18 protein-coding genes are annotated in these 21806 nt (G+C 43.5%); 12 read left to right on the top strand and 6 right to left on the bottom strand.

Translation table 11 applies throughout. The features are described 5' to 3' along the window. Positions 1 to 6: 6 nt before the first annotated feature. The 4 genes from MKY16_RS21405 (at position 7) to MKY16_RS21390 (ending at position 6147) form a co-directional block, all read left to right on the top strand. Positions 7 to 1428, top strand: a complete 1422-nt coding sequence (locus MKY16_RS21405) for an efflux RND transporter periplasmic adaptor subunit (protein WP_340956950.1) — start codon at positions 7 to 9, stop codon at positions 1426 to 1428. Beyond that, positions 1425 to 4535 (top strand): efflux RND transporter permease subunit, encoded by a 3111-nt coding sequence (locus tag MKY16_RS21400; RefSeq protein WP_340956949.1) that lies wholly within the window; start codon positions 1425 to 1427, stop codon positions 4533 to 4535. The genes MKY16_RS21405 and MKY16_RS21400 overlap by 4 nt, the downstream gene beginning before the upstream one ends. Positions 4536 to 4661: 126 nt before the next feature. Further along, complete coding sequence (locus tag MKY16_RS21395; RefSeq protein WP_340956947.1) at positions 4662 to 5123, top strand: MarR family winged helix-turn-helix transcriptional regulator; 462 nt, start codon at positions 4662 to 4664, stop codon at positions 5121 to 5123. Beyond that, a complete protein-coding gene (locus tag MKY16_RS21390) occupies positions 5110 to 6147 on the top strand; it encodes a threonine aldolase family protein (protein WP_340956946.1) in 1038 nt (345 codons plus the stop codon). The genes MKY16_RS21395 and MKY16_RS21390 overlap by 14 nt, the downstream gene beginning before the upstream one ends. 222 nt (positions 6148 to 6369) lie before the next feature. On the opposite strand, the gene MKY16_RS21385 is transcribed toward MKY16_RS21390, so the two are convergent. Next, entirely contained in the window at positions 6370 to 7209 is an 840-nt protein-coding gene (locus MKY16_RS21385) for a helix-turn-helix transcriptional regulator (protein WP_023990412.1), read from the bottom strand. A gap of 188 nt (positions 7210 to 7397) precedes the next feature. On the opposite strand from MKY16_RS21385, the gene MKY16_RS21380 reads away from it, so the two are divergent. Both MKY16_RS21380 and MKY16_RS21375 read left to right on the top strand, forming a co-directional pair. Next, positions 7398 to 10706 (top strand): pectinesterase family protein, encoded by a 3309-nt coding sequence (locus MKY16_RS21380; RefSeq protein ID WP_340956945.1) that lies wholly within the window; start codon positions 7398 to 7400, stop codon positions 10704 to 10706. Positions 10707 to 10897: 191 nt separating this feature from the next. After that, on the top strand, positions 10898 to 12115 hold the full coding sequence (locus MKY16_RS21375) for a macrolide family glycosyltransferase (protein ID WP_340956944.1): 1218 nt from the start codon (positions 10898 to 10900) through the stop codon (positions 12113 to 12115). A gap of 8 nt (positions 12116 to 12123) precedes the next feature. On the opposite strand, the gene MKY16_RS21370 is transcribed toward MKY16_RS21375, so the two are convergent. Then, complete coding sequence (locus MKY16_RS21370) at positions 12124 to 13350, bottom strand: sugar efflux transporter (protein ID WP_340956942.1); 1227 nt, start codon at positions 13348 to 13350, stop codon at positions 12124 to 12126. A 223-nt stretch (positions 13351 to 13573) separates the two neighbouring features. Beyond that, positions 13574 to 14347: an alpha/beta fold hydrolase gene (locus MKY16_RS21365; RefSeq protein ID WP_340956941.1), complete on the bottom strand. Its 774-nt coding sequence runs from the start codon at positions 14345 to 14347 to the stop codon at positions 13574 to 13576. A 185-nt stretch (positions 14348 to 14532) separates the two neighbouring features. Between MKY16_RS21365 and MKY16_RS21360 the strand changes: the two genes are divergently transcribed. The 4 genes from MKY16_RS21360 (at position 14533) to arsC (ending at position 18378) form a co-directional block, all read left to right on the top strand. Then, positions 14533 to 16125, top strand: coding sequence for an alkaline phosphatase family protein (locus MKY16_RS21360; RefSeq protein ID WP_340956939.1), 1593 nt, complete (start codon positions 14533 to 14535; stop codon positions 16123 to 16125). 81 nt (positions 16126 to 16206) lie between these two features. Next, positions 16207 to 16557, top strand: coding sequence for an ArsR/SmtB family transcription factor (locus MKY16_RS21355; RefSeq protein ID WP_318628112.1), 351 nt, complete (start codon positions 16207 to 16209; stop codon positions 16555 to 16557). Between the two features lie 86 nt (positions 16558 to 16643). Then, positions 16644 to 17933: an arsenic transporter gene (locus MKY16_RS21350; RefSeq protein ID WP_245249103.1), complete on the top strand. Its 1290-nt coding sequence runs from the start codon at positions 16644 to 16646 to the stop codon at positions 17931 to 17933. 25 nt (positions 17934 to 17958) lie between these two features. After that, the gene (arsC, locus tag MKY16_RS21345; RefSeq protein WP_340956936.1) at positions 17959 to 18378 is read left to right on the top strand and encodes an arsenate reductase (thioredoxin); all 420 of its coding nucleotides are present in this window, start codon (positions 17959 to 17961) and stop codon (positions 18376 to 18378) included. A gap of 46 nt (positions 18379 to 18424) precedes the next feature. Here arsC and MKY16_RS21340 read toward each other — a convergent pair whose 3' ends face one another. Then, positions 18425 to 18823 (bottom strand): winged helix-turn-helix transcriptional regulator, encoded by a 399-nt coding sequence (locus MKY16_RS21340; RefSeq protein WP_209949880.1) that lies wholly within the window; start codon positions 18821 to 18823, stop codon positions 18425 to 18427. 162 nt (positions 18824 to 18985) lie between these two features. On the opposite strand from MKY16_RS21340, the gene MKY16_RS21335 reads away from it, so the two are divergent. Further along, the gene (locus tag MKY16_RS21335; RefSeq protein ID WP_029519338.1) at positions 18986 to 19546 is read left to right on the top strand and encodes an NAD(P)H oxidoreductase; all 561 of its coding nucleotides are present in this window, start codon (positions 18986 to 18988) and stop codon (positions 19544 to 19546) included. A 122-nt stretch (positions 19547 to 19668) separates the two neighbouring features. Here the strand turns inward: MKY16_RS21335 and MKY16_RS21330 are convergent, their stop codons facing one another. Then, complete coding sequence (locus MKY16_RS21330; RefSeq protein ID WP_340956935.1) at positions 19669 to 20184, bottom strand: hypothetical protein; 516 nt, start codon at positions 20182 to 20184, stop codon at positions 19669 to 19671. A 23-nt stretch (positions 20185 to 20207) separates the two neighbouring features. Beyond that, positions 20208 to 20534, bottom strand: a complete 327-nt coding sequence (locus tag MKY16_RS21325; RefSeq protein WP_340956934.1) for a hypothetical protein — start codon at positions 20532 to 20534, stop codon at positions 20208 to 20210. An 89-nt stretch (positions 20535 to 20623) separates the two neighbouring features. On the opposite strand from MKY16_RS21325, the gene MKY16_RS21320 reads away from it, so the two are divergent. Further along, the gene (locus MKY16_RS21320) at positions 20624 to 21799 is read left to right on the top strand and encodes an alanyl-tRNA editing protein (RefSeq protein ID WP_340956932.1); all 1176 of its coding nucleotides are present in this window, start codon (positions 20624 to 20626) and stop codon (positions 21797 to 21799) included. Positions 21800 to 21806: the final 7 nt, after the last annotated feature.

The following is a 21806-nucleotide window of genomic DNA, read 5'->3' as shown; positions in this document are numbered from 1 at the left end:
GATGACATGAAGTTGAAGAAAAAAGGAATTAGGATAATGATTGCAGGGGTTGCATTAGCTATCGTAGCTTCCGGTTGCTCCAGTGTAACGGAGAACTCTGTAACAGAAGCCAGTCACCCGGTGAAAGTGGAGAAACTTGCAATGAAACCTTTGGCCAATGATTTTAATTTGGCGGGGACATTGCAGGCAAGTAATGAGGCCAATGTTTCCTTTGAAGCGGATGGACGTATATTGAGCACTATGGTTGAGGTTGGGGATTCAGTAGAAAAAGGGAGTGTCCTTGCGAAGCTAGATACATCCAATTACCAGTTGCAGCTGGATCGGGCAAAGGCAACCATGGAAAAGGCAAAGGCTGGTGTTAGCCAAGCGGAGGCTTCTGTCCAATCGGCACAGGCGGGCATTCATAGTTCGCAATCCCAGGTCAATGCGGCCCAATCGAAATTGCAGGAATTGAACAATGGCGCCAAAAAGCAGGAGATAGCACAGTCTCAAAATGCGGTTACTGTAGCAACTAATAATTATAACAAGAAGAAAGCGGATGCCGCACGCTCCCAAAGTCTATTCCAGGCAGGTGCGGTATCTTTAACGGAAAATGAGAATGCGCAGCTGGAATTAGCAAACGCACAAAAAAGCTTAAGTGATGCGCAAGAGAAATTGTCTCTTTTGCTTGCAGGGGCATCCCAGGAACAGCGTGCCCAAGCTTCGGCCGGCGTAGATCAGGCCAGAGCAGGGCTGGAATCGGCTAGGGCTACTATACAACAAGGGCTAGCCAGTAAAGCTCAGGCACAGGCTACCTATGAGGATGCATTGGCTGCTTATGAACAGTCATCCTTGTCACTGAAAAAAGCGACTTTAACCTCCCCGATCACTGGTGTTGTGATTGAAAAAAAGATATCTGATGGTCAACTGGGCTCCAGTGGAAGTGAGGCATTTGTTGTCGGAAATATCAAGACTTTAAAAGTACTCCTCCCCGTACCAGACAGTGAAATCTTATCGTGGAAGAAAAACCAAAAAGTTAATATATCTCTCTACGATGAAATGAGAACAGGAACCGTCACCCAGATCTATCCATCGACGAACTCCAAAACGGGAAGCATCAATGTGGAAGTTAGCATTCCCAATCCCGAACTGAATTGGAAACCTGGTCAAGTCATCAGCGCATCTAAAAGCATAAATCAAAACGAAGCGCTTTTAGTGCCCGTAGAGGCCGTAATTAGTACGGGAAATGATCCTTATGTCTTTAAAGCTGTAAATGGAAAAGCTGTCAAAACACCGATTAAACTGGGGAAAGTGACTAATAATCAGCTCGAAGTGGTCTCTGGGCTACAGGCAGGAGATCAAATCGTTACGCAAGGAGCAGGAACCTTATTTAATGGTGATTTACTTGGGAATGGTGTACCTGGGAAATCGGAGGAGTCGTCCGAATGATTAAATATATCGTTAAAAAGCAAAAAATTACACTCATTTTCTTCGCCATGTGCATTGTGCTAGGGCTCTACAATTTTACATCGTTACCTAAACAGGAGCAGCCTGATGTTATTCCCTTGTCAGCCAGTGTTACAACCATCTATCCAGGCGCTTCACCCGAAAGAATCGAGCAAACCATTACTAAGGTCATGGAACAGAAAATTAAAGCCGTACAAGGTGTCAAAACGATTTCTTCCACTTCATCTAAAGGACAATCTAGTATAATGATAGATGCTTTTGAAGATGCGGACCCGACAAAGGTGTGGGCTGATCTTCGTACAAAGGTACAGGATGCACAGTCTGAGCTTCCAGCAGATGCGATGCAGCCCATTATTAATGATAGCATGACAAGCTCTTTCATTGGTTCATACGCGATTACTTCTGATAAAATTGAGAATTTATACGCGTTAAATGAATTGATGAACAAATGGAAAGATCAATTAAAAACGGTCTCGGGTGTTTCGCAAGTTAATATTCAAGGAATACCAGATCAAGAAGTACGAATTAGTTTAGACACACAAAAGATGCAACAATATAACATCTCCTGGGAGCAGGTTGTTCAAGCAATCAAAAATGAGAATGAGAGAGTTCCTACAGGAAGTATGGATTTCAATGAGCGTACTTATCAGCTGACGGTAAATGCCTCTACGGATCCATCTATCCTAAATAACGTCCAGATTTCAAGCAATGACGATGGATACCCGATATCTCTGAAGGATGTAGGGACAGCCTCACTTGTTTTTAAAAAAGCGACTAGTTATACGTATGTGAATAACAAGCCTGCTATTTCGATCAGTGTGAGCGGAGATACAGGCACAGACGTGCCAACGGTATCTAAGGCGACTACAGCCAAAATCAATGAACTTGTGAGCGGTTTGCCGAAGAATGTACATTTTGAGCTACTTTTTGCGCAAAATGATCGAGTCGATGAAATGTTTGGAAACCTGACCAAAGAGATGATCATCGCTATTATATCGGTCATTGTTATATGTACATTAGGTTTAAATTTGCTGACTTCTGCATTTGTGGCCTTGGCCATTCCTGTTTCCATCGCCATCGGCTTTATTTTCTTACCCACAACAGGAATCACGCTGAATCAAATTTCAGTCATCGGATTAATTATCGTATTAGGGATATTGGTTGATGATGCCGTCGTGGTCAATGACAACATTGAACGCCGACGCTCTGAATTTGGGGAAGATGCTACGGAGGCGGCCATTAAAGGGACGAAAGAGGTATCCTTATCGATCATTACAGCTACGCTAGCTACGGTTGCGGCATTTGCCCCGCTTTTATTCCTGCCGGGCACTATTGGTGACTTTATTAAACCGATACCTACCGTTATTTCGTTAACGATGCTGGCTTCCATGATTATGTCGTTAACAATTATTCCTATTTTCCGTCAATGGTACGATCAACGTCGTAAAGGAAAAGAGAGTAGTAAGACAGTTAAGCCACCTGGACTTCTGGGGAATCAAATACAATCTCTATCCAATGTGTACTCTAAAAACTGGATGCCTAGAATACTGCGACGTCCACTGTTAACAGCGCTTATTGGTCTTATGATGGGTACAGCAGCTTATGGACTACTTGCTGTTGTTCCCATTGAATTATTTCCGGATTCCGATCAAGCGGATGCCACGATTAGTGTAACGATGCCAGAAGGAACGTCGTTGCAGGCAACCAATCAAGTTGTAAACGAGATTGGGAGCTGGGTCAAAAAACAGCCAGAAACAGAGCGGCTGGCGGCAACGGCAGGTGGAGGAGCGCCTCAGCTGTATAGTGATGTTGCAGGCGGTCATGGCTCTGGGGGAGCGGTCAACGGCCAAATTGCTGTCGTTGGAAAAGAGGGGCTATTTGATCTCAAAAAAACAGTAGATAACTGGACCCATACGCTACAAGCTAAATATCCATCTGCATTAATCAGCATTCGTGTTCCCCAATTAGGTATTCCGGTCGGCAGTGCGGTGTCTATCCGTATTAAAGGAGAAGACATTGATAAGCTGCAAAACATGACAACTAAAGTCAAAGAAATGGTTGCGGGGACACCCGGAGCTGTAGATGTGACCGATAATATGGGTATGCAAAGCTATAATCTGAATTTCCAAATCAATCAGCAAGCCTTGGATAAATATCAGGTTAGCTATTCCGATTTAACGCGTACTTTGCTATTAATGGGTGACGGGGTGAATGTAACGGATTTTGATACGGGTAAGGAATTGCTTGATGTCAATATATACATGAACAAACCAAACCAAGATCCTGAGGTATTATTCCAACAATTAAGTGTGAACAATGCGGCACGGGAGCAAATACCTTTATCCCAATTAGCCACGATGAAACCGGACTTTTCCATCCAACAAATCCACCGTTATGATCTGGAACGGACGGTAACGATCTCAGCCAATGGAAATGGGCGTACGGCTACAGAACTCACTAATGATATCCGTAGCAAACTTACAAATACCCAGTTTGAACCAGGCTACACCTGGGAGATGGGAGGGGAAACATCTGCGCAGTCTGATATGTTTAAGGACTTGGGCAAATTAGCTGTTATTGTTATTTTCCTTATTCTCCTCTTGATCACCATGCAGTTTTACTCGGTGTCCACACCGCTCATTATTATGACTACTGTTTATCTGGCAGCGGCAGGGGGAATCCTTGGAAGTTTTATTTCAGGGATGCCCATTGGATTCATGAGTATTATGGGGATCATTTCACTTGCTGGTATCGTCGTGCGTAACGGTATCGTGCTGATAGAGTTTATTGAAGATGCGCGGCGTGAAGGCGCTGATTTAACAGACGCCATTCTAATGGCATGCTCTGCCCGTTTCCGTCCGATCTTGCTTACTTCGCTAACTGCCATTGTGGGTATGATTCCTATTGCCACAATCGGGGAGATCTTGTTCAAACCGTTGGCAACAACCATTATTTTCGGACTGATTTTTTCAACTATTTTAACATTGTTTGTAGTTCCGACGCTGTATATGGTCGTAGCTCATCTGAAGCTGAAACGGAAGCATAAGAAGCAAAAGGCTATAAATAGCGATAGTTCATTGACCTTGTAGGTAAATATATAATACAGGATCGTACATTAGGCGAGAGTCTTAATGTACGGTTTTTTTATTTCATTGACATAGTCCACAAAAATCTTTACTATAATTGTTGCAAAAGTCCACTAAATAGGGGGAGTTATGGTCAATATAGATGCTAATATCATAGCGGATATGAGGCGTTTTAATCGGTTCTATACGAATATACTGGGTGTTTTGGATAGACATGTGCTGGATAGCGGATATTCCTTTACCGAGGCCCGTGTCATTATAGAGATCGGGTTGATCGAGCCATGTATAGCGAATACTCTAGTTGAATCTCTTAAAATTGATCGCAGCTATATGAGTAGGATCATTGCTAAATTTTGCAAAGAGGGCTTTCTTGTTAAGGAAAATTCAACGTTGGATAATAGAACAAATCTGATTCGTTTGACTCCTAAAGGAAAGGCGTTCTATAACCAACTGAATGAAAGGTCTGATGAACAAATTCTAAAATTAGTTCAAGGACTTTCAGAAGAAGAGATACAAGAATTGCATGCTTCTATGTTGTTAATTCAGAAGAAATTGGATAATTTGGAGAGGATACAGAATGATACGATTTGAATGCGACTATACCGAAGGTGCCCATGAGCGCATATTAAAGCGACTACTGGAGACGAATGATGAACAAACTCCAGGTTATGGTGTGGATGATCATTGTGAAAAAGCTAGAGCATATATTAAAGAAGCATGTGACTCCCCAAATGCGGATGTACACTTTTTGGTTGGAGGTACACAGACCAATACCACCGTCATTTCTTCTATTCTGCGTCCGCATCAAGGCGTCGTTGCTGCAGTTTCTGGACATGTGGCCGTTCATGAAACCGGAGCGATTGAAGCTGTTGGACATAAAATACTTACTTTGCCAAGCGGGGATGGGAAGATCCGGGCCGAGCAGGTACAAGATTTGTATGACGCTCACTGGAATGATGCCGCTCCTGAGCATAGTGTACAGCCCGGGATGGTTTATATTTCCCAACCTACTGAGAATGGAACGATCTATAGCAAAGCAGAGCTGGAAGCATTAAGTAGAGTCTGTCAAGAATGTGGTTTACCACTGTTCATAGATGGAGCCCGATTAGGCTATGGCTTGGTGGCCGAAGATAGCGATGCATCTTTAGCGGATATAGCACAGCTTTGCGATGTGTTTTATATTGGCGGGACAAAAATTGGAGCATTGATGGGAGAAGCCGTAGTCATTCTAAATGATACATTGAAAAAAGATTTCCGATATATGATCAAGCAAAAAGGAGGACTGCTGGCTAAGGGAAGAATGTTGGGCATTCAATTCGAAACTTTGTTTGAAGACGGTTTATACGTTGAAATCTCCAAACACGCTATAGATATGGCAATGCTGCTTCAAAGCGGATTATCTGAGCAAGGTTTTTCTTTTCAATACCGTTCTACAACCAATCAGCAGTTTCCGATTTTACCAGATCGTATACTAAAGGCATTGAGTGAAAAATATACTTACTCCTTTTGGGAAAAGGTTGATGATACACATAGTGCAGTTCGATTCTGTACCAGTTGGGCTACGAAGAAAGAAAATGTTGAATTGCTGATTCAGGATATTAAAGCATTGCAATAATGGTCATAGAAAGAGTAATTTATAATTTTAAAGATGTAAAATGACTATGTAATAGCCATACTTCGGTGCACGCATTGCAGCGAAGTATGGTTTTTTTGTGCATTTTACTTATTCCAACGCGGCTTGTATTTAGTTCCATGAAAGAGCAAGTGGATATAAAAATGGAAAAACAAGACAAGAGCGGAGGTATAAAATTGGCGTCTAATTCTTTACACTGAATATCTACCGAACCTGCTTGCGGTACTGAAGAGGAGAGAGCCCAGTTATTTTTTTAAAGATTTTATTAAAGTGGGAAGCATGACCGAACCCGACATCCTCTGCAATATGCTGGATTTTGTCTTTGGTGGTTCGAAGTCTGGTTTGGGCCGCCCTGACCCGCACTACGCGGATGTATTCGCTGAAATGAAAACCAGTCAACTTTAGAAAGATACGGCTTAGGTAAGCTGGACTAATGAAAAAGCAGGCAGCCACTTGTTCGAGAGTTAACGGTTCATTGTAATGATCCTGAATAAAAGAAGAAATTTCCGTGATTTTCTGATGCATGGGATGGGAGGAGACAGGTTCACTACGCTCGATCGCTTCCGATCGGTGCACCAGGATAAGCATTTCCAGCAGTAAATGCTGTACGCAACGGTCATGCAGAGGCTGCTTATTCCTGCATTCGGTATTCATCTGTAGGAATAAACGTTCAACCTCCACTTGCTCTCTCGCAGGTAAGCGAAGTAACGCGGATTGCTGATATGGCGGCAGGTCAAGAATGTCATGATCCTGCTGTGGGAGAAACGTCGGAGAAAAATGAATCAAAATGCGCTCTGTTTCCTGCAATTGCGTACTGGCGGTAGAGTGCAAGTCATGAGGAAGGATGAATATCAGATCCCCCTTGCGAGCGGTGTATACCTTGCCATTCATAAAATAGATGCGTTCGCCTCGCAGTAAGAGATACAGCTCATAGTTCTCGTGGACATGAGGCCGGGGCATAACTGTGAAACCGGTACGATAGATGTGATGAATGGAGAATTGTTGTTCGCCAATGACATATTTATCTTCTTTCATTTCATTCATGTGCTTCTTCCTTTACAAATTAAGATAAGTAAGCGCATTCATACATCAACAGTATATATGACAACCTGCCAATGATAAAAGCAGAAAAGATTGATGAAAGGAGGTGAAGGCGCTTCTGAACGTCTCGGATCGTGTTTTTATAAAAATATGCGCTGATGTGGAAGAAAATCTTAGGGAGGAAACAGAATATGAGCAAGCAGCGTACATGGAAAAAGGTGCTATGTAATATGGTTGTGGGTTCATTGTTGTTGTCCTTGTGCCCGCCGCTGATCCAAGCGGAAACTGCGATAGGAACAGAGAACGCAAAGATGGCAAAAGTGGCGACGGATATTCCGGCGTTTCCGGGGGCTGAGGGTGGCGGTAAATATGTTACCGGTGGACGCGGAGGTGAAGTGTATGAGGTTACCACGCTGGCAGACTACGGCAAAGGGGAGCAGATCATACCCGGATCTCTTCGCGCAGCGGTCAGCTCCGATAATCGGACGGTCGTATTCCGGGTGGGTGGAACGATTCATCTCAAGGAGCCACTTAAAATCTTGGGAAACAACCTGACGGTTGCGGGTCAGACAGCTCCTGGCGACGGTATAACTGTAAGCGATTACACAACAGGGATTGATGCAGATAACGTCATTCTCCGTTACCTGCGTTTCCGATTGACCGACCGTTACCCCAGTGAGGATGACGCGTTAGGAGCCAGATACCATAAAAATATAATGATTGATCACTGTTCCTTTAGCTGGTCGGTGGATGAGGTACTGAGCCTGTATGACAACGTCAATACAACGGTACAATGGTCCATTGCGTCCGAAAGTATGCTAATGACTACGCACCAGAAAGGTCGCCACGGCTATGGCGGCATATGGGGTGGACGAAATTCCACCTATCATCATAACTTGTTGGCTCACAATGCAAGCCGTAATCCGCGTTTTCCAACCGATAAAAAACAAATCGACGCTGTGGAAATGACCAATAATGTCATTTATAACTGGGGATTTTTCTCCTCATACGGCGGTGGTGAAGGATCGTATAATGTGCTAAATAACTATTATAAGTATGGCCTTAACACATATGAGGGCGTTCGCGGTCAAATTTTTGTAGACGTGGGTAGTAAAAAATATAAAACACGCATCTTTATTGGTGGTAACTATATGTACGGCAATGACTCGGTTACGAAAGACAACTGGCAGCTTGGCACATCCATTGGGTCCATTATTGATCCGTCCACCCGTTTGGCGGAGCCGATTGAAGTCAGAGGGGAATACGACAACGGAATCTCACCCGATGCGTACGGTCCATATCAAGCGACAGATGCACAAACCGCATATACGGAGGTGCTTGCCGGCTCAGGAGCCACGCTGCCAAGAAGAGATGCGGTGGACGCCCGAATTATGAATGATGTGAAGAATGGAACGGGTGCATTTATTAACTCTCCGCGTGAAGCAGGGTGGATTTATGACGATTCTAACGTAACGACGACGGAGCTTTCTGACAGTGACCATGATGGAATGCCGGATGAATGGGAACGTGCCCATGGGCTGGACCCCAATAATGCAGATGATCGTAACGGTCAGGGGCTTGCCGGCACAGGGGCGTATGCTCATTTTGCCAAGGGTTATACGAATCTGGAGGTCTATTTAAATGATCTTATTGAGAAGCTGTCGAATGGAAATGAGGTGAATAATCCAGAGGCTGTCGTTCAGGTGTCGGATGCAAACGGACGTTCACTAAAGCATAACGATATTTTGGAAGCAGGCCGGGATGCGACCATAACAGCAACAGCCAAGGACAAAGATGGTATTGCTCATGTTGAATTTATCATTGACGGCAAACTCGCTGGAAAAGTAGAGACCGCACCTTATCATCTCGATTGGAATCATGTAACAGACGGTACCCATTATATTATTGTACGGGTGACCGACCGCAAGGGGAATGCTGCATTTTCCAATCCTGTTACCATTCACGTCAATACGACTGCGCCGTCGGGAAGTTGGCTCAGCGAAGAGATTGGCTCTGAGGGCAATGATGGTTATATAAAAGGGCATACTCAGGTCTTAAAAGAAGATGCAAGCGGCAGCAGTATAAGACTGAAGTCAGCGGGAGACGTTGACGGTAAGGCAGATATTTTCCATTATGCTTATCAAAAATGGGAAGGTGACACTGAAATTACAGCCCGTGTGGAACATATTACCCCAGTGGATGATAATGCCGAAGCGGGTGTAATGATTCGTGAATCGCTGAAGCCTGGATCAAAAATGGCTTTTATGTCTTTAGCATTTGTTAAATATGGCAAACAGGGTATTCTTATCAGTCGTGATCAAACGGAGGGTAAGACGAAACGTGCGTCAATGGAGACGTTTATTACAACGCCATATTCGGTTCGTCTGGTACGACAAGGACCAAAGGTTACCGGCTGGGTGTCCGCAGATGGTGTGACGAACTGGGAGAAGGTTGGTGAAACGGTTATAGATGTGCCGGATCATCAACCGCTATTGTTCGGGTTGGCTACTGATGCATCCAAACCACAAAACGATGTATGGAATTACAATACGTCGGAATTCAGCCATGTCACCATCCGCAACCTGACAGACTCAGGAGGAACTCGTCCTACTAGTGTGGTGGTAGCGACCTATGGTCCTGCTGACTTTACATCTCTCCAGGCAGCTATTGACGCAGTCCCTGACGACAGCAATACAAGGACAGTTATCCATCTCAAAAACGGTACGTATCGTGAGAAAATAAAGGTGAATTCCTCTAAGAAAAACCTGAGTATTATCGGAGAAGATCGGGATAAAACGATCATTGCTTTTGATGATACGGCCAAAACCGTGGTGGATGGAAAAGAATTAGGAACAAGCAACAGCTATACCATGCGTGTGCAAAGTCCTGATTTTGTGTTGGAGAATGTCACGGTTGCCAATACAGAAGGAACCGGGCAGGTGCAGGCTGTAGCGTTATATGCTGAAGGCGATCGTGGTAAGTATCACAATGTCAAAATTACCGGTCTACAGGATACGTTGCTTGTGAACCGTGGCAGACAGTATTTCAAGGACAGCTACATCAGTGGCAGTGTAGATTTTATATTTGGCAATGCACCCGCTGTGTTTGATAATTCGATCATACACAGCCTGCGTGCCGGATATGTGACAGCAGCTTCAACAGAAGAGAACAAGCCGGGCTTTGTATTTATTCAATGTCGTCTGACAACAGAAAATGGCTTAACAGGCAAGGTGGATCTCGGACGGCCATGGCGCCCTCACGCTCATGTTACTTTTTTGAAGACCTATATGGATGACCATATCAAGCCGGGCGGCTGGAATAATTGGGGCAAGGAATCCAATGAGCAGACCGCAAGATTTGGAGAGTTTGATAACTTTGGACCAGGTGCAGGAAGTAGCGAACGTGTACCTTGGGCCAAACAGCTTACTGCCGATGAAGCAAGCCAGTACACCGTTGAAGCTGTTCTGAGTGGACCAGATCATTGGGATTGGCGTCTTTAAATTTGATGTTCAGTGGTTAAGCGGGGCAAGCGCTTCTAGCGTTCAGCCTCGCTTATTTCTATCGTTTGAGTGGAGGATACATATTTAATTTTTAGGTATTGAAAATACTTGTTTATATGGTAAATGTTTGCTATGTTTAAAGTGTATTTATTTCAAATTGTAATTTATTTTTGATTTTGGAGGTGTAACGTATGGCACGTGTGTTAGTAGTGATCACGCCTGCTGAAGGCCATGTTAATCCGACACTAGGATTAGTGAAAAGGTTGGTAGACAGTGGGGAGGATGTTGACTATGTGTGTACGGAAGAATATCGTACGAGAATTCAACAGACAGGAGCGCAGATGATCACCTACCCTTTTGTGGATGATGCTTTTTCCAAAGACTCTGATTTAAAGCCAGCAGAATACAAACATCATTATCAATTTGTATACATGATGGTAAAAGGTATGATTCTTCCGATTATTCCAGAGGTTTTGAGAGTGATCGAAAACAGAACCTATGATTATTTAATCTATGATTCATTGATGGGCTGGGGAGGCACGATTATTGCAGAGAAGCTAGGAATTCCTGCTGTATGCTCTATCGCTTCTTTTGCTTTCGTAGAGCCATTGGGATCGGGGCAAGGCATGAATGACAATGATCCGGAGGTAAAGAAGTTATACACGGCTACGATGCAAATAACGCATCAACTAGCTAATGAGCTTCAGGTTGACACTCCGGCTATAGAAGAGATTGCTCCTCATGGCGGGGACTTAAGAATCGTTTATACAAGCCGCTATTTTCAACCGCAAGCCGAAAAACTGGATCACAGTTTTATTTTTACAGGTCCTTCTATTGTACCGCGTAAAGATGCTCCTTCTTTCCCGTTCGAACAACTTCGTGTTCTGCATCCACAGGTGGTTTACATTTCTATGGGCACTATTTTGAATAAAGACTTGGAATTTTATAAGCTTTGTTTTGCAGCATTTCGCGATTTGCCTGTGCAGTTTGTGCTGTCTTCAGGCAATTATACAGATATGGAGCCACTGGCCCCGTGTATCCCTGACAATTTTATAATCAAACCTTATATTCCGCAATTGGAAATGCTCCAGCATGTGGACGCTTTTGTTACACATGCGGGGATGAACAGTACAAGTGAAGCACTGTATTACAATGTGCCGCAGGTCATGATTCCTTTAACATCGGATCAGCCCATCGTAGCTAGTCGGGTGCAGGAACTGGGAGCGGGTGTTGTTGTGGATAAAAATGAGCTTACACCCGCTAGTTTGAGAGCTGCCTTATTAGAGGTATTGAGTCATCCAACCTATAAAGAACAGGCTCATGTGATTGGCGAATCATTACGCCAGGCTGGTGGGTACAGTCATGCGGCAGATACAATCATGAGCCATTTCTCTACCATAGAAAAATAAGCGGCAGTCTATATACTGTGATTCCTTTCTTTTAAAGTAGCAGATTTTTCAAACTCTAGTTTCTTTGAAATCGCCAGAAGACCAAGGGAGCAGATGATCAGGGCCAAACATACCCAATAGCTGTTTCGGTAACCAATCCATTGAGCGGTTAATCCGCCCATCAAGCTCCCCACCAGTCTTCCGATGGTTGTCGCATTGGAATATAGCGTCGATGCGTACCCTGGAAGAGAGGGCAACAAATCCTGCATGTAACTAATGCCAATGGCAGAAATCACTGCAACAAAGAAGGCTAGAAGAAGCTGCCCCACGAATAGCTGCCACATCTCCGTAGACATAAGGACAAGGAGATAATAGACAACTCCAGTTAATGCTCCTAAAAATATAAGCAAACGGTTGGAGTATTTAGCTGCTAGTACGCCTAACATGAGCATCAAGGGGATTTCTACAATTGCGCAAATACTGGATACTAGAGCAACGTCACTCGTGTCGCCTTGTAAATTGTGAATGATGAACAAGGAAATATTCAAATTATTCATCCAGTGAGACGTATAGAGCAGAGTAAGAACGGAAAAGGGAATCAGAATCTCAATATTTTTATGTAATGTAATGTGATGAAGTGAAAGTTGATTGTTATGTTTAAGTTGAGCGGGAGGCTGCTTGATAAAAAGGAATAGAAGCACAGCAATGAGAACAAAAATAGAGGTCGTTCCCATAAAGATACCCTTAAAGCCCGTATGTGCAATCAAAAAGGAACCAAAAAGCGGCCCGGTAATAAAGCCAAGAGAAAACATAGACCGAAGCGTTGAATTCGCAAAGGCGTGATCCGCAGATTTACTGCGATTTACTGCTTCACGTGCACTGGCAAATAACTGCGGCATCCCAGGAGCACCAATGGCCGTAAAGATCGTCATATAAACAAAAAGCACATAAAAATTTTGGATTACAAGATATCCTGCAAAGGCTACGGCATTAAATAACGTACAAATCACCAAAATTTGTTTGCGATCTAATCCGGTATCAGAACGTTTGGCAATCAGAGAGCTTATCCATATGCCACAAATCAAACTCACCGCTGTAAACACACCAAAGGTTCCTACAGATACGCCAAGTGTACTTGTAAAATATACAGCTAAAAAAGGTGCGCTGATGGATATAGCCATGCCTTGCAATAACATGCAGATCATGAACAATGGGTAGTTAGGTATAACAAAAAGATTTTGAATACGCTTTAGCATTTCATTTTTACACCCCTTCAGATTTAGAAGCAGAATAATACATACCTATCCCATCTAAACTATATATGAACTTAGCATAATTTGTATATTTACATGGTATAAAATATTATATATTATTTTTTACTTATTTGAGTAGGTCATATGCAAGGTCATATACAGGCAAAGATACAGTATCAGGAGTGGGGTGTAGATGTGTATGCGGAATTCTCCTGTAGAATTTGCCTTAAAGACTGAAGCGATCTACGAACTGCTTAATCAGTTCATTCAATGATCCGGCGGCCTTCGTAGGAAGGCGGTGATCGACTTTTTCGATGAAAACAAGCTCACTCTTCGGTAATTGTTGATGCAATATTTTGGCATAGGGATGAAAGTGCTTATCCGCTTCACCATAAACGAGCAGGACAGGAAGGTGGATTTCTCCGAGCCGTGAGGTACAATTGTACTTCAAGCTGTAACGGTAATATTGTTCGACATTCCTAGGATTTCCCTGTTTCGCATCGTTGAATAACTTACGGAACAAAGATAGCTGTTTCGTTTGTGACCAAGCATTAGAGAGCGCAATCGTACCGACTGCGCCGATCTTGGAAAGAGCAATGCCCAAAGAAATTTTGTTTTTTAGCCGCCATTCGTTGACTTCCGACATTCCACTAATAACAATGCCTCCCCATGCCCGATCCGGATAAGTCAAGAGAAATTCAAGTACTATCGAACCTCCGGTAGAATATCCACATAAAAACACTTTATCCAGGCTCAACCGGTCCATCAAATGTTTAATATCCTGGGCGATGAGAGGATAAGTAACCGTTTGTTCGGAAGGCTGACTTTTACCGTGTCCTCTGATGTCAAAAGCTATGGTTCGAAAATGGGGCGATAGCCCTTGGATTTGGTATGTGAAATTTAAGCTTGTGAGTACTGGAGGGTGAATGAATAGGATGGCCATTCCTTCACCGGAATCCATATAATGCATGGAGTATTCGTTTATGTTTGTAGTCGTCATGGTTATGTTCCCTCCCTGAATGGTTTGATCTTAAATTTGGCCTATTAGATCCAAAAAATTCATGGAGGTGTAACTTTAATTGCTTGTATGAGATACCTTTGTCCCGATGATCCAATGCAGGAATAATTTTTTTAGTACAAGAAAAAAATAAGAGGATCAAGTTTTTCTAAGAAAGGGACACATACATGGGCATGAAAAATAAAGTTACCATAGCACTAGTGCTAGGTTTATTGTTGTTGGTCTTGGGGTGTAGAGCGGACTCCAGTCAACAGCTAAAACAACAAAGTGTGAAGCCACCTATCACAGTAAATCAAATGGGCAAAAAACCTGTCATTGTGATCTTGATTGATTCTTTAATGGATAAGCCTTTGCAAGATGCAATTCAAGAAGGCCGTGCACCCGCAATGCAATATCTCTTAAATCAAGGGCAATATTTTCCGCATGTAGTGAGTTCATTTCCCACGATGTCTGTGACAATCGACAGTACATTATTAACGGGAACGTATGCAGACCAACATCATGTGCCCGGACTCGTTTGGTACAGCAACCAAAGGAAACGCATGATTCTCTACGGCAATGGTGCCAAAGAAGCCTTAAAGATAGACCAACTACAAGTATTCTTAGACGCAATTTACCAATTAAACCAAGTCCATTTGAACAAAAAAACGAAAACCATACATGAGGAATTGGCTGACAAAGGAAAAGAATCCGCGTCCATCAATGCTATTGTCTTTAGAGGGAAAACGAAACATGCCTTAAAAGTGCCTGACTTCATAGCGAATAGCAACAGGGTGCCAGAAAAAATGATAGTAACAGGGCCTAAATGGTTATCTTATGCAGCTCTGGCACAATTGAATCCGAAAAATAACTGGAATACTCCTTTGTGGAAAAAATTTGGGATGAACGACGAATTTTCCGCAAAAGATGCCGCTTTTCTAATCAGCCAGAAGAAACTTCCAGACGTAACCATCACATACTTTCCAGAGAATGATAATTTGGCGCATAGAAAGGGCCCGACTCAACTGGAGGGAATCGAAGAAGCAGATCAAGCACTGCAAACTGTGTTGAACGCATATGGTTCGTGGGAACAGGCTGTAAACAATGCGATATGGATTGTCATGGGTGACAGTGGACAAAGTGCGGTTTATGATGATCGACAGGCAGCAACGGTTGATATAAGGCCTCTTTTGAATCATTACCGCATTGCAAAATTAAATCAACCCGTAAGAACTGAAGACCAAATCGTGATTGCCGCTAATGAACGAATGGCGTATATCTATGCGATTAACGATAAGGTGGAGTTATCTGACGTGGTGAAGTTTTTACAAAATGAGGACAAGCTCGACATTATCGCTATGAAAGATGGTAAAAACAATATTCATGTTACAAAGGGGAAAACGGGTAAGCTGTTTTCTTATCATCCCGGTGGAAAATTCATCGATGAATATGGACAATCGTGGACCTTGTCGGGCGAAGAGGACCTTGTGGATATTAAGGTGAATAACAACCGGATCAAGTATGGAAAATATCCAGACGTTTTGGCGAGGTTACACGGGGCAATGAATTCACATGAAGGAAGATATGTTGTCGTCACGGTCCAACCCGGATATGAACTCGTCGGTGAAAGTTCTCCCACCCACATCGGTGGAGGTGCTCATGGATCGCTGCATGAAAAGGATTCCCTTGTCCCATTAATTATTTCCGGAACGAATACACGCCCCAAAACACTGCGAATCGTTGATATAAAAGACTGGATTCTGCAATTGGTAAACGAATAAGTATTATTCGGTTCTTGATATTAAGATTGAACTCCATTAGCATATAAGCATGTAGTTATATAAGCGGAAGGAGGTCACACATTGGAGCAACTTGGTTATGTAGCCGATCATTTAAAGCTACTGGGGGATAAAACCCGGTTGGCCATGCTTTCCCTGCTAAGAGAAAGAGAATGGTGTGTTTGCGAATTTGTAGATATCTTTGATATGTCGCAGCCAGCAATTAGCCAACATTTGAGAAAACTAAAGTCGCAAGGGATTGTAAAAGAAGAACGACGAAGTCAGTGGGTATACTATTCCTTAAACGTAGACGACAAGCCGCATATTCAAGCTGTTCTTGAGCGTATGCCAGACTCCAAGCAAATTTTAAAATGGCTGAATAAAGAGGAGCCGATCACATTTTGTGAACCGGATTCCTCAGCTTGTTCATCCTAAAGAGAGTTCCGTGTATCTCCTTGAGGGATAACGGTGCTATTATATAAGTATATGTTTATAAGGTAATATATTGGAGGTTTAGAACATTGATTTTGTTGGCATGCATTATATTTTTAGCCACTTTAGTATTGGTGATCTGGCAGCCTAAAAATCTGTCCATCGGATGGTCTGCCTGTGGCGGTGCCATACTCGCCTTGCTGGTGGGTGTCGTCGATTTGCATGATGTTTGGGAAGTTACTCATATTGTCTGGAATGCGACACTGGCTTTTGTAGCCATTATTCTGATTTCGTTGGTACTTGATAAAATCGGCTTCTTCGAATGGGCGGCGCTTCATATGGCACGAGCTGCGCGAGGAAGCGGAACCCGGATGTTTGTTTATGTGACCATTCTTGGCGCCGTTGTTGCTGCTTTTTTTGCGAATGACGGTGCGGCCTTAATACTGACACCGATTGTACTGGCGATGGTTCGGGCACTTAAATTGGATGAGAAAATGATTTTTCCTTTTATTATAGCGAGCGGTTTTATTTCAGACACGACCTCGCTTCCGCTTGTGGTCAGCAACTTGGTCAACATTGTGTCAGCCGATTTCTTTGGGATCACCTTTATGGAATATGCGAGTCGCATGATTGTACCTAATTTATTTTCTTTAGCAGCCAGTATAGGAGTACTGTATCTTTTTTTCCGTAAAAGAATTCCGAAAACGTTTGATACGGCACAATTAATCACGCCTGCGGAAGCGATTAAAGATCCAAAAATGTTCCGTATGTCTTGGATCGTTCTCGCGGTTTTGTTCGTTGGCTACTTTGCATGCGAATTTTTTAACATTCCCGTTTCGGTGGTGGCTGGTATTATTGCTATCTTTTTCTTATTGATGGCGCGTAGAAGCCCTGCAGTGCCGATGAAAGAAGTCATCAAGGGTGCTCCATGGGCTATCGTATTTTTCTCCATTGGGATGTATGTTGTGGTGTACGGTCTACGTAATGCGGGTTTGACAGATCTTCTGTCTCATGTGATTCAGGCGGCTGCCGATCAAGGTATGTTTGTGGCCACCATGGGCATGGGTTTTATTGCGGCGATTATCTCGTCGGTCATGAATAACATGCCTACGGTCATGATTAATGCGCTTGCCATTGATGCTACCCATGCAACCGGTATGGTCAAAGAGGCGTTGATTTATGCTAACGTCATTGGTTCTGATCTGGGACCGAAAATAACTCCGATCGGTTCATTAGCCACGTTGTTGTGGCTGCATGTGCTCCGTTCGAAAAACGTAAAAATTTCTTGGGGTACTTATTTTAAGACAGGTATTATCTTAACCATTCCTACACTTTTTATGACCCTACTGGGCTTATATCTATGGTTAATCATTTCATAATGGAACATTGAAGGAGACGGTAATGATGGAAAAAAAGACAATTTACTTTTTATGCACTGGTAACTCTTGCCGCAGTCAAATGGCAGAAGGCTGGGCCAAAAAATACTTGGGAGACCGTTGGAATGTATACAGTGCGGGTATTGAAGCACACGGCCTTAACCCTAAAGCGGTGCAAGCGATGAATGAAGTAGGGTTGGATATTTCCGGTCAAACTTCAGATATTATTGACTCTGTTTTGCTGAATGGTGCGGATTTAGTTGTGACCTTGTGCGGAGATGCTGCTAATAAATGTCCTATCACACCTCCGCACGTTCGTCGCGAACATTGGGGATTTGATGATCCGGCTAAAGCACAAGGAACAGAAGAAGAGAAATGGAGCGTATTCCAGCGTGTACGGGATGAAGTAGGGGCTCGTATTCGGAAATTTTCGGAGACTGGTGAATAAACAAGGTACACAGCTTAGGTATAGTATTTCAAACAAGCACGCCTCCTTAAAGGGGTGGTGCTTGTTTGGCGTTTTTTTCCTCCCTAGCAGAATACTCTTCCAGTACCTTTGTTTTATCTCCATAGATCCTATCCAAATGATCCTCTCCCCATAAGCAAAAACGATCAAGCAGATCTTTAAAATCCCATCCATATTCACTAAGCTCATATTCCACTTTGGGGGGAACTTGGTTATAAATGATGCGGTGGATGATTCCATCCTTTTCAAGCTCTCTAAGCTGTTGGGTGAGCACTTTTTGGGTGATTTTCGGAATGAGTTGACGAAGTTCGTATGTACGTTTTCTGCCGTTGGTTAAATGGTGTAGGATAATGCCTTTCCACTTTCCACTGATGACCTCCAAAGTTGCCTCGATCCCGAGCATATAGGTTTTGGCTTTGTCTTCCATAGACTTTTCCCCCTCTCCGATCTGTAGTACAAAAGGCACTAAGGAACCTTAAAGTACCTACAGTACATTGAAGTGCGTACTTCACACTTTAATGTATAACATCCATAATAGCATCTGTAGACAGGGTTCACCAATTATGAGGAGAAAGAAGGTTTCGGATACATGAAAGTTCTATTGGTCGTCACGCATCCTAGAGAAGATTCACTAACCCTTGCGGTCATGAATCGTTTTGTAGAGGGATTGAAAGAGAATAAGCACGAGGTAGATATTTTGGACTTGGATCGGGATGGATACAATCCAGTGTACAGCGCTGCAGATGAGCTGGATTGGAATACGACCCATAAACAATATGCTCCTGAAACACGGAAAGAGATGGATAGAATAGTGGCTGCGGATGCTCTGGTCTTTGTGTTTCCATTATGGTGGTATAGTGTCCCGTCCATGCTAAAAGGGTACCTGGATAAAGTGTGGAACATAGGTTTACTTCAGGAGTTCACGTCAAAGCAGGTTCTGTGGATGTGCTTGGCGGGGGGGACGAAAGAACATCTGATCAAGTATGAATATCACGATTTGGTTACTAATTATTTGAATAAAGCCATTGCTGGTTACGCAAGAGTAAGAGAGTCCAAGGTGGAGTTCTTCTATGATACTTTATCCGAATCGAAAGAATACATTGAAGGTTTACTGGAGCACGCTTATCAATTAGGTCGGGCATATAAGTGAATTTTATTCTGATAACAATGATAATTTAATATTATTGAGGATTTTACAAAATCCTGATTATTGAAAAAGGGTTAAGGATCGTTAGACGGCACTTAACCCTTTTTTATTTTGTAGACGAGACTCTATCCTTTTATAGGCTCGTGCATAGGTGCTGATGGTGCCCCTTGCATAGATAACCCGCCGCCAGTTGTGCTTGCTGGAACAACGGGATGTGGTAATCCCTTTTCAGAAGCAGTGCCCGCAGTCTGCTTGGCCAGCTTCTGTTTCTCCCATAGGGCTCTGGCGATCACCAGCAAGGAGAGTACACCCACATATAGTAACATAGAACCGAGTTCGGGAAGCATCTCCTGCAAAGGTGCACCACGCAGACCCATAGTGCGCAGGAATTTATACATCCATACAAAGGGGAAGAAATCACCGATTTGAATCGCTAAAGGTGGAAACAGTGATCTGGAAAGAACAGCCCCTGATAGAACAAAAGCAGGCATGAGTATCATCACCATTCTGCCAATGGCTATTCCCGGATGTGCAGCGCCCCATGCAACCAGGACATTGATACAAACGGTACCGAATACATACAGGACAACTGGAATTATAAAGAGAATTGGATTGGCCTCGAAACGGCCTCCCCCAAACACTTTAAGCATCCCGAGAGAGAAGATTAAGCCAGCCTTTTGGAAACCCTGAGTCTAGCGACCAGAGGTAAGCTATTTATATTCAGTATCATAAAAGAGAACATACAAGTGAAGGCAAGTATCGTCGTATTCTGATAGTCATTGGTTGGGTTAAACAGGGAACGCACTTCCAAGGCGATACCATTGAGGGCCCCTTGGGCCTGGTCTGCGTTCATCCCGGTTTTCAACATAGCTGGAACAGACAGTTCCATATTCTCGGAAACGCTAATTTCCTGCATAGCTGTACGAATCGAAGTAATAGATTGAACATTGGTATTATCGAGAATGAGACCCACGCGGCTAGAATGGTTCAAGCTTTTCCCTACATTGATATTTACAATGAAGTGCTTGATAATAAGTGGATATCGCACGAGACCAAAAACCCAAAAGTGAGGAACCTGGAATGACGACAAAATTATACTACACTGCTCCAAATCTTACGGAGTGGGACACTCATATTACACAGAGCATGGAAAGAGACGGAAAATATTTGGTTACGCTGGAGGAAACGGCCTTTTATCCGCATGGTGGAGGCCAGCCTTGTGATACAGGAACAATTCAGGGCGTCCGTGTATTAGATGTTGTTCTCGAAGAAGGGGATATTTGGCATCAGGTAGAGCGTTTGCCGGAGGATCGGAAAGTAGCCTGCCGATTGGATTGGGAACGCAGATTTGATCATATGCAGCAGCATAGCGGGCAGCACTTGCTGTCAGCGGTTTGTCTAGAGTTGTTGGGTGCCCGTACGGAAAGCTTTCATCTGGGACAAGAATATGACACGATTGATGTGAACTGTTCGGATATAACGCCTGCGCAGCTATCGGCAATCGAGCAGGAAGTAAATCAGCAAATCTATAGTAATCGCAGCATAAAAAGTTATTTTGTAACCCGTGAGCAATTGAAGGACATTCCGCTTGTGAAAACGCCCAAAGTGACAGAAAATATTCGGATTGTCGAGATCGAGGGCATTGAATATAATGCTTGCGGCGGCACACATGTAGCTCAGACCGGGGAAATCGGGATCATTAAATGCTTAAAATGGGAGAAGCAGAAGGGGATGGCAAGAATCCATTTCAAATGTGGCGTTCGCGCACTCCAGGATTTTAACGATAATGTTCAGATATTGGACGTGTTATCTACGAAGTTCAATACCGGGCGAAAAGATATTTTGACCCGATTCGAAAAGTGGGAGCAGGAGCATAAGCAGCTTAAGGCGCAAGTGGAGCTCCTACAAGAGGAAAATGCTTCGTACCAGGCGAAAGAGTTGCTATCTGCTGTGCAGGGGCATGTTCTTGCTCATGTATTCGAACAAAAATCCCTGCAGGACATGCAGCAATTGGCTACCAAGCTGACAGCTGAGCATGATTTGCTTGTTCTATTTGCCACAACAGCAGAAAACAAAATCCTTCTGGCACATAACGGCACCCAGTCTGTTAGCTGCGGAGCATTTTTGAAAGAGAATCTGGGGGCATTTCACGGTAAGGGGGGCGGTAGCAACCAATCAGCTCAGGCTGCATTCCCGTCCCGTGAAGACCTTTTGAATTTCTTTGAAACGGCCCAGCGCCAGTTCGTTCAGGGCTGATGTAATG

This window comes from Paenibacillus sp. FSL L8-0641, assembly GCF_038006265.1.
In the GTDB taxonomy this organism is placed as follows: domain Bacteria; phylum Bacillota; class Bacilli; order Paenibacillales; family Paenibacillaceae; genus Paenibacillus; species Paenibacillus polymyxa_D.
This window is presented reverse-complemented; position numbering and strand designations above follow the sequence as displayed.

Coding starts and splice junctions, on each gene's coding strand:
- MKY16_RS21370 (WP_340956942.1), bottom strand. CDS start 13,350: ATGCTAAAGCGTATTCAAAATCTTTTTGTTATACCTAACTACCCATTG.
- arsC (WP_340956936.1), top strand. CDS start 17,959: ATGGAAAAAAAGACAATTTACTTTTTATGCACTGGTAACTCTTGCCGC.
- MKY16_RS21400 (WP_340956949.1), top strand. CDS start 1,425: ATGATTAAATATATCGTTAAAAAGCAAAAAATTACACTCATTTTCTTC.
- MKY16_RS21405 (WP_340956950.1), top strand. CDS start 7: ATGAAGTTGAAGAAAAAAGGAATTAGGATAATGATTGCAGGGGTTGCA.
- MKY16_RS21335 (WP_029519338.1), top strand. CDS start 18,986: ATGAAAGTTCTATTGGTCGTCACGCATCCTAGAGAAGATTCACTAACC.
- MKY16_RS21320 (WP_340956932.1), top strand. CDS start 20,624: ATGACGACAAAATTATACTACACTGCTCCAAATCTTACGGAGTGGGAC.
- MKY16_RS21390 (WP_340956946.1), top strand. CDS start 5,110: ATGATACGATTTGAATGCGACTATACCGAAGGTGCCCATGAGCGCATA.
- MKY16_RS21375 (WP_340956944.1), top strand. CDS start 10,898: ATGGCACGTGTGTTAGTAGTGATCACGCCTGCTGAAGGCCATGTTAAT.
- MKY16_RS21365 (WP_340956941.1), bottom strand. CDS start 14,347: ATGACGACTACAAACATAAACGAATACTCCATGCATTATATGGATTCC.
- MKY16_RS21380 (WP_340956945.1), top strand. CDS start 7,398: ATGAGCAAGCAGCGTACATGGAAAAAGGTGCTATGTAATATGGTTGTG.
- MKY16_RS21340 (WP_209949880.1), bottom strand. CDS start 18,823: ATGGAAGACAAAGCCAAAACCTATATGCTCGGGATCGAGGCAACTTTG.
- MKY16_RS21395 (WP_340956947.1), top strand. CDS start 4,662: ATGGTCAATATAGATGCTAATATCATAGCGGATATGAGGCGTTTTAAT.
- MKY16_RS21360 (WP_340956939.1), top strand. CDS start 14,533: ATGGGCATGAAAAATAAAGTTACCATAGCACTAGTGCTAGGTTTATTG.
- MKY16_RS21385 (WP_023990412.1), bottom strand. CDS start 7,209: ATGAATGAAATGAAAGAAGATAAATATGTCATTGGCGAACAACAATTC.